We start from the raw sequence: 7465 nt of genomic DNA on the forward strand, positions 1-7465 counted from the left end.
GGGCGGAGGGTCGGCGGGGGTTCCGAGGTGTATGTGCCGATCGCCGTGGGGGCCGGGGGTGGGACCGTCGGCAGTGACCGGGTGCATGTGCTGAAGGTCGGGCCTCGGGACGCGGGGACCGTGGTCGTGTTGGTGCCGGGGATGTTCGGGGCGGCCAATGACTTCCGGTTGCCGGCGCGGGATCTGGTGGCGCGGGTGCCCGGGGTGCAGGTGTGGGCCGTCGACCGGCGGGAGGAGAACCTGGCGGACCGGAGTGGGTTCGGCGGGAGTGGGGCCGCGGGTGGGGATCTCGTCGGGTACTACCTCGACGGGCGGTATCGGGCGTTGGAGCCGGCGGACGCCGGGTTCTTCGGGGGGTGGGGGCTGGCGCGGGCCGTGGAGGATCTGCGGGCCGTCGTGGTGGCGGCCCGGGGCGGTGGGCGGCGGCGGGTCGTGCTCGGGGGGCATTCCTGGGGGGCGACCAGTGCGCTGGCGTACGCGGCCTGGGACTTCGACGGGCGGGCCGGGTACCGGGATCTCGTGGGGCTCGCGGTCGTCGACGGGGGCGTGCGCGGGGCGTTCGAGGGGAACGGGACGCCCGTCCAGGACTCGCCGGAGGAGGTGCGGGAGCGGCTCGCGGCGATCGCCGGCGGGCAGGTCTTCGACCTGACGCTGAGCGGGGTCGGCCTCGGCAGCCGGGCCGAGAGCACACAGATCTGGTACCAGCTCGCCGGGTGGTACGCCCACCACGACCCCGAGGGGCGGTCCGTCCTCCAGGAGCGGGTGCCCGAGGCGCTGCGGGTGCCCTTCCCGGTGACGAACGCCGCGCTGCTGGGGAGCTTCGTCGACGCCGGGTTCGGCTGGCCGAACGACATCAGCGTCCACTCCGGGCACCTCGCCCCCGCGGGCGACGGCGGTGGCGTACGGGGGTGAGTCGATGACGGGATCACGCCGATCGGGCGGGTCGCCGAGGCGTACGCCGGGCCCGTACCGGGGGTGTGGGAGTGGTACTGGCCTGCCCGGCTGTCCGTGGACCTGGACGTGAGTGACGTCTAGGCCGACACCGATCTCGCCCGTTCCCTCGGGCTGCGGCTGCGGCACGCCGCCGGGCTCGACATACCGCTCTACGCCTTCCAGACCAGCTACTCCAAGGGCACCGTCGTCGAGGGCGCCCGGCGGGTCGTCGCCGAGTCCCGCGTCCCGTACGCCGTCTACGAGTCCGACGAGGGCATGAACCACCTCGACCCGCTCTTCGCCGCCCCGGCGCACAACACGGTCACGCACACGCTGGCGGAGTTCCTGGGCCGGGTGGTGGCCGGGCAGCGGTGACACCCGTGCTTGGCCGTGTCGGCCTGGGTGAAGCCGTGGTGGGCGCCGGCGTAGACCGGGGATGGGGTGTAGCCGGCTACACCCCGGGTTCGGGAGCGCGCTCCCTCGTGAGGGACGCCGCCGGACGGGATTGTTGATGTCACGAGGTCGAGCGGACCTCACCGGCTCACTCCCTCCCCCGGCTCAACGCCCCCGAAAGGAAACTCCCATGAAGGCGCTGCTCGGCTCGAAGCCCGTCCTGTGGTTCCTGTTCCTGTTCAACCTCACCGTCGCCGCGGTCGCCCCGTTGGTCGTCGACGGTGCCCAGGGCATAGCCACCGCCGTCGGCATGGGCGTCGTCTCACTGGGTGCGGGCGTCAGCCTTCTCCGAGGCCAGGGCCAGGGCCAGGGCCAGGGCGCGCGGCGCCAGCACGCCTGACGCTCCCGCCCCACAGACCGGGGCCGCCGAAGCGGACGCGGCCCCGTCGCGCCGGGCCCTGTGGGGACGGGGCCCGGCACGAAACAGGAGCGGCAGGCCAGCTCAGAGTGGAACGATCGCCAGCCGGATGCCGAGCCCTATGAGCGCGGCACCCATGACTCGATCGAGCAGTGCCGAGAGCCCGGGTCTCGCGAGCCGGCGGCCCACCCGGGTCAGCAGGAAACTCATCCCCGGATACCACGTCATGAGCACCGCGGCATGAATCACGAGCAGCGCGGCGGCCGCCGGGACGACGGCGTCCTCCGGCCCGATGAACTGGGGAAACACGGTGGTGTAGAAGATCCCCACCTTGGGGTTGAGCAGGTCCCCGATCAGACCGCGGCGGAACCCGCCGAGCGCGGACAGCCCGGGCGCGGACAGCCCGGGCGCGGACAGCCCGGGCGCGAGACCGTCGGGCCGCTGGACCGCAGAGCCGTGCCGGGCCGAGCGCAGGGCCCTCACACCCAGCCAGATCAGGTACGCCGCGCCCGCCAGCCGGAGCGCGTCGTACGCCAGGCGCGAGGTCGCCAGCAAGGTGGCGAGCCCGAGCACGGAGCCTGCCGCCCAGAAGACCTTGCCGAGCGTCAGGCCGACTGTCGCGGCGACGGCGGCACGCTGACCGCCCTGTCGCGCACAGCCGAGGACGACCGTGAGATTGGCACCCGGAGTCGCCGCGAGGACCAGGCACAGCACGACGAAGGACCCCAGCTGGGCCCAGCTGAGCCCTAGCACGTCGGCCCACCGCGACCGGCCGCCCGTCCGAGCGCCGTCACCGGTTCTTCGGGTGACGGCCCGCGCGGCGGCCCAGGCCCGTCCTTGAGGACATCCCCGGCCAGCAGCACACGGAGGCGGCCGCAGGCGCAGCGCTGGTAGCGCACCCAGCCCAGGGAGGTCGAGTGCTTGGAGACGGTGAGGAAGATGCATGTCATGCCGTGAGCGTGATGCAATGAGTAAATGTATTTCAACACTTACGGTGGCAACGCGGCCCTGCTGGCGGCGGCCCTGGCCAACCTCGACGACCGGTGCGACGCCCCTACGGTCGAGGCGTTGCTGGCCGAGCACCGGGTGGCGCGCTGCGATGTGACCGGCCAGCAGCTCCAGCTGCTGCTGGCCTGGCGCCTGCGCCTGTGGGAGGCGTTCGCGGCCCCCACCAGGGCGGAACAGGTCGGTGCCGTCAACCGGCTACTGACCGACGCGGCGGCCCGCCCGTACGTGTCCACACACGACGGCCAGCCGCCGCACCTGCACTACGCCGACGAGAACGCCGACGTCGTCACCCGCGTACGGGCCGCCAGCGCCGCCGGGCTCGCCCTGGTGATCACCGAGACCGATCCCTGCCGTCTCGGACGCTGTGCGGCACCGGGTTGCCGCGCCGTCTTCGTCGACATATCCCGCAACGGCCGCCGCGCGTACTGCTCACGCCTGTGCGCCACACGCGTCCACGTCTCCGCGCACCGCGACCGCAAGCGGCGGGGATAAGTTGGTCCGAGGTCGTCTTCGGCTCCGGCAAGCGGTACTTCGGCTCGACGGACGCCCAGCACCTCCTCGAAGACCTGACGAGGCCGACGAGGCCCACGCGGACGAGCGCGGTCAGTTCAGCTGCCGCAGTCTCCGCCCACGGCTCTCGGCGACCCGCAGCGCGTCGCCGAGCGCCTCGGTCAATCTCTCGGCCAGGAACCGGAGTTCACCGCGTGGCGTGTCGGGCAGCAACTCCCGTGCGTGGTCGAGCAGTTCCGTCCCCATACCGAGCTGAATGGCCTCGGTGGCATCCGCCAGCCGCGACACGGCTCCGCCCTGCTCATCGCTGACCAGGTAACAGGCCTTGCCCCCATCCCCGACCCACGGCAACAGCCGCACCTCTTCCCTCTCCCTCTCCCTCCCGGTCGCCATCAGGCCACCGCCTCCATCCCACGGCTCCAGTACGGATCGGGTACGGCGGCGACGTACGGCCGTACGGCGACGGTGGCGGCGCCGTCGAGGAGGCCATGGATGCCGTAGGGACTGCGGTGGACGGGGAGCGTGGAGTTGGGCGGAGAAGTGGGTACGGAAGGGGCGGGCGGGCGCGTACGGGGGTGCGCGGGGCGGCGATGTAGGCCGGTGGGGTTGAGCGCGAGGCTCACCCAGGCGAGGAGTCGACCGATAAGGTCGGTCACTGTCATCAGCTCCGTTCATGGTGTTGCTGGTGGCCATGCCCCCGGACGGCTTGCTCCCGTCGCGGGGGTTTTCTGCGGCCACTGTAGCCATAGTAGTTGCTGGTGTACTAGGGACTAGCAGGGATCGCACTGATGTCCCAAGTATCGACATGGTGGTGTGGTGATGCAGTTCGTACCTGACATTCCCCGTTGGCGACAGGTCGCCGAAGTCATCCGTGAGCGGATCAGCGACGGGACCTACCAACCACGCACCCGGGTGCCGTCCGTCCAACAGATCATCGCCGAGTTCGGGATCGCGACAGCGACCGCGCAGAAGGTGCTCGCGAACCTGCGCAAGGAAGGCCTGATCTACACCGAACCCGGCCTCGGCTCCTTCGTCGCCCCCCACACCCCCGAAGGGACCTGAGCATGCTCGTGCTCATGCTGTCCGTCATCGTCCTACTCGCACTCGGCGGCTGCGCCTGCGTCTTCTGGACGGCCCGGGGCGACGCCCCCCGCTGGGCGCGAGCCGTGTCCAAGGCGACCCTGCTCGGCGGCGAAGTGGCCCGCGCGGCCAACAGGGGACCCCGCACGCAGCAGGACGGCCAGAGCAACATGGACGGCTAGCCCAACGGCCAGGCGGCTTCGTTCAGATCACTGACCCGCGGGGCGCGTGGATCAAGCCTTGCTGTGCCCGGTGTCAGAGGCTGCTGGCAGCATCAACCGCTATGGACGTCACCCGGGCCACCCCGTCGCGGCCGCGCGATGTCGCCGCGGTCTTCCCTCAGCTGGCGCCGCCGGCACGCACGGCGACCCGGTTGACCGCGCGAAAGCGGGTCTTCGAAGTTGAGCGGTGCAAGCGCCTGACGGCAGGGCGGCCAGGGACGGTGATAGGCAGATTTATTCCGGGCCGGGGTCTGTGACCAGGTCCTTTCCGCGCCGGGAGTGGAACAGATCTGCCAATCTCGCGGCGGCTCCACCGCTCAACTTCGAAGACCCGCGAAAGCTCGGTCGGCGGGCCGCTGTTGTGGCCCACCGACGATCCGTGGCGTACTGCCGCTCTTCGTCAAATGTTCGACGAGTGCGCCGGTGAGTTTCTCGCGGCCGAAGAAAACACCGGCGTCGGCCTCCCCGAACGCGAACAGACCGACATGGTGAACGCGTCGAGGTCGCCGCCCGCCCCGCCAGGGTCCACGTCCGCGACTCCAAGGACACCACCCGTGCCGCACTGGCCGTGGCCCCCACGGCGTGGACCGCGTTCGTCGAGTTCGCAGCACTCTGACAGCGGCAGGGGCCTCAACGGGCGAGTGCTTGCCGAAGGTCTTCCGTGTGTCTCAAGGGGGCCAGAGCCTCAACCCCGCCGTCGGACCGCGGGTTGAGCTTGGGCAGGTCTTCTGGGCTGAGCCGGGCGACGGCGACATTTGGGCAGGTCTTCTGGGCTGAGCCGGGCGACGGCGACATGAAGCGTGGCCTGTCGTCCCGATCGGTCAGTGCAGCGCCCGTCGTGCCGCACCGATGAGACGGTGCGCGTCAGCGTCGTACACGGCGGACTCCCGGAGTGTCTTCCAGGTGCGCAGATACGTGTCCACGCTGGCTTCGTCGTCGATCCACAACTCCGCGTGCCAGTTCTCGACGACCACTTGGCGGTCGTCGTAGACCCAGAAGGCGGTGGCCGGGGGGATCTTGAGCGAAGCGGACAGGGGGATGATCCCCAGCTCCACCGTGTCCAGGCCGATGGCTCCCGCGAGGCGGTCGAGTTGCGCGGCGAGCACGGACGGCGGACAGATCAGGGAGTGAAGGGCGGCTTCCCACAGAATGAGGTGGAACCGCTTTGACGAGTCGTACAGCGCCTCCTGCCGCTTCATACGGGACCGCACCGCCTCCTCGGTGTCGCGCGGCGATCGCTGGAGCTCCGCGTATCTCGTGAAGACTGACCGTGCGTAGTCCGGTGTCTGGAGAATCCCGAAGATCATGGAGGACTCCCAGCCACGGAACACGGAGGCGTCGGCATGGGCGCTCAGGTGGGTGTCCTGGACCGCCTTGTGCCCCGATGCCAGCTGTCGCCGCCATGAGCGGATGTGCGACTCGAAGCCCCTCAAGCGCGCGAGCAGTTCGTCGTACGCCTGTGGGCGGCCGGTTGCATCCGCCCACTTGCGCAGGTCATCGGGCGTGGGCGTCTGCCTGCCGTTCTCCAGTCTGCTGACCTTGGACTTGTTCCACCCGTGCTGCTCGGCGAGCTCCGTGCCGGTGAGCCGGCCCCCAGGGGCGGAGAGCCGGAGTTCGCGCAGTCGTACCCCGAGTGCTTCTCGTGCCTGCTGGTAGTCCGTGCTCACCGGAGCGCACCTGCCTCAGTCCTTGTGCGCGGTCAACCGTGCCGCGAACTCCTCGTACGGGAGGGCATGATGCAGTGCCGCGTCGCGTGTCATGGCGTACCGCAGTACCGCAGCAGGCTCCGTGATCAGCTCGACGCTGACCAGGTTGTCGGCGTCGTCGAAGTTGAGCAGGGCGACCAGTCGGGAGTCGAAGATCCAGAAGTCTTCGGCGGGCAGGCCGAGGCGGTCGGCATCCTCTCGCCGCAGATTGAGGATCTTCTCGCCGACGGCGCTGTTGCGACGCGCGTTGTCGAGCAGATACAGCTGGCCTGCCGTGGGCGGGTTGTCGACGATGCGGACACGCTCGAACCGCTTGCCGAGCGCGGTCTGCTCGCCGCGTTCGGCGCACCACTCCGCGTCCACTCCTTGCCAGTCGACGGGCTCACCACACGTGAACTGGGCGTAAGTATCCGTGAGTTCGTCCGACGCGTATCGGCGGCGCGTCTCCAGACGCCACGCGGTGTGCTCGAACTGTGTGAAGAGTCGGTCGAACTCGTCCAGCCCGATGATGTTCGGCACTCGGACGACCTCCTTCGGGCCGAAGTCGACCAGCAGCTCTCGCGGCACCACGATGGGCACCTCGCCCTCGTTCAGATGCCGGAGCCGGGCGATGTCGTCGGGGTCGGTGAGGGCGGGGCCGTGCACGATGACCTCACCCGTGTCGACGTCTTCATGAATGGAAGGGCACCCGTTGACACCGCTGCCCGTGCCGTTGAAACGCAGTCGTCGGGTCATGATCGTGTCCTCACCTCGGGGAACTGATCTCCCAGGCTTCCACGAGAACAACGCCCCACGCCCGGGCTTCGGTTGGCCCTAATCAGCAACTTTACGCAACTCCCCCGAGGAGGGGAGCAACCACGCGCAACTCTGCTGGCGCCTCGCAACGACTGCTTCCTACCGTCGCGTTCATGGTTGGAGCTCACCAGGCGCGCGATGCCGATCCCTTCGTGACCACCGAGTGTCTGAGATCGGCCCTTTCTCAGGCAGGCGTCTTGCTGCCGTCGTTCGCAGTCGATGCCGGCGCGTCCACTCCTGGGCTCGCGGAGGTTGGGTGGGCACGCGTCGACGTGGCCGTGCGCCGGGCGGGGGCGCTGTGGCGAGGCGGCGGCAGCGGCGGCAGCGGCAGCGGCAGCGGCAGCGGCAGCGGCGGCGGCAGCGGCGGCAGCGGCAGCGGCAGCGGCAGCGGCAGCGGCAGC

General features: G+C 70.2%; 11 protein-coding genes and 1 pseudogene. 6 read left to right on the forward strand and 6 right to left on the reverse strand.

What is annotated here, in order from left to right; genetic code table 11:
* Window positions 1–912 (forward strand): alpha/beta hydrolase (locus I8N67_RS40325; RefSeq protein WP_234047046.1); only part of this gene is annotated, 912 nt, incomplete at its 5' end.
* Window positions 913–1516: 604 nt separating this feature from the next.
* On the forward strand, window positions 1517–1726 hold the full coding sequence (locus I8N67_RS40330; RefSeq protein ID WP_200309280.1) for a hypothetical protein: 210 nt from the start codon (window positions 1517–1519) through the stop codon (window positions 1724–1726).
* A gap of 102 nt (window positions 1727–1828) precedes the next feature.
* On the opposite strand, the gene I8N67_RS40335 is transcribed toward I8N67_RS40330, so the two are convergent.
* Together I8N67_RS40335 and I8N67_RS40340 are read right to left on the reverse strand one after the other, a co-directional pair.
* Entirely contained in the window at window positions 1829–2497 is a 669-nt protein-coding gene (locus I8N67_RS40335; protein WP_200309281.1) for a LysE family translocator, read from the reverse strand.
* Window positions 2491–2694, reverse strand: coding sequence for a hypothetical protein (locus I8N67_RS40340; protein WP_200309282.1), 204 nt, complete (start codon window positions 2692–2694; stop codon window positions 2491–2493). The genes I8N67_RS40335 and I8N67_RS40340 overlap by 7 nt, the downstream gene beginning before the upstream one ends.
* A 25-nt stretch (window positions 2695–2719) precedes the next feature.
* Here I8N67_RS40340 and I8N67_RS40345 point away from each other — a divergent pair, with 25 nt between their 5' ends.
* Entirely contained in the window at window positions 2720–3244 is a 525-nt protein-coding gene (locus I8N67_RS40345) for a CGNR zinc finger domain-containing protein (RefSeq protein WP_200309283.1), read from the forward strand.
* Window positions 3245–3355: 111 nt separating this feature from the next.
* Here I8N67_RS40345 and I8N67_RS40350 read toward each other — a convergent pair whose 3' ends face one another.
* On the reverse strand, window positions 3356–3655 hold the full coding sequence (locus I8N67_RS40350) for a hypothetical protein (RefSeq protein ID WP_200309284.1): 300 nt from the start codon (window positions 3653–3655) through the stop codon (window positions 3356–3358).
* Window positions 3655–3918 (reverse strand): hypothetical protein, encoded by a 264-nt coding sequence (locus I8N67_RS40355; protein WP_200309285.1) that lies wholly within the window; start codon window positions 3916–3918, stop codon window positions 3655–3657. The genes I8N67_RS40350 and I8N67_RS40355 overlap by 1 nt, the downstream gene beginning before the upstream one ends.
* A gap of 163 nt (window positions 3919–4081) precedes the next feature.
* On the opposite strand from I8N67_RS40355, the gene I8N67_RS40360 reads away from it, so the two are divergent.
* The 3 genes and pseudogenes from I8N67_RS40360 to I8N67_RS40370 all read left to right on the forward strand — a co-directional run.
* Window positions 4082–4324, forward strand: a complete 243-nt coding sequence (locus tag I8N67_RS40360; RefSeq protein WP_200309286.1) for a GntR family transcriptional regulator — start codon at window positions 4082–4084, stop codon at window positions 4322–4324.
* A gap of 2 nt (window positions 4325–4326) precedes the next feature.
* Window positions 4327–4524: a hypothetical protein gene (locus I8N67_RS40365; protein ID WP_200309287.1), complete on the forward strand. Its 198-nt coding sequence runs from the start codon at window positions 4327–4329 to the stop codon at window positions 4522–4524.
* A 526-nt stretch (window positions 4525–5050) separates the two neighbouring features.
* Window positions 5051–5179: pseudogene (locus I8N67_RS40370) on the forward strand (DUF397 domain-containing protein); the annotation flags it as partial.
* Between the two features lie 205 nt (window positions 5180–5384).
* On the opposite strand, the gene I8N67_RS40375 reads toward I8N67_RS40370, so the two are convergent.
* Complete coding sequence (locus tag I8N67_RS40375; protein ID WP_200309288.1) at window positions 5385–6230, reverse strand: helix-turn-helix domain-containing protein; 846 nt, start codon at window positions 6228–6230, stop codon at window positions 5385–5387.
* A 15-nt stretch (window positions 6231–6245) separates the two neighbouring features.
* A complete protein-coding gene (locus I8N67_RS40380; RefSeq protein ID WP_200309289.1) occupies window positions 6246–7004 on the reverse strand; it encodes a DUF6879 family protein in 759 nt (252 codons plus the stop codon).
* Window positions 7005–7465: the final 461 nt, after the last annotated feature.

Source organism: Streptomyces adelaidensis (genome assembly GCF_016598475.1).
GTDB lineage: Bacteria > Actinomycetota > Actinomycetes > Streptomycetales > Streptomycetaceae > Streptomyces > Streptomyces adelaidensis.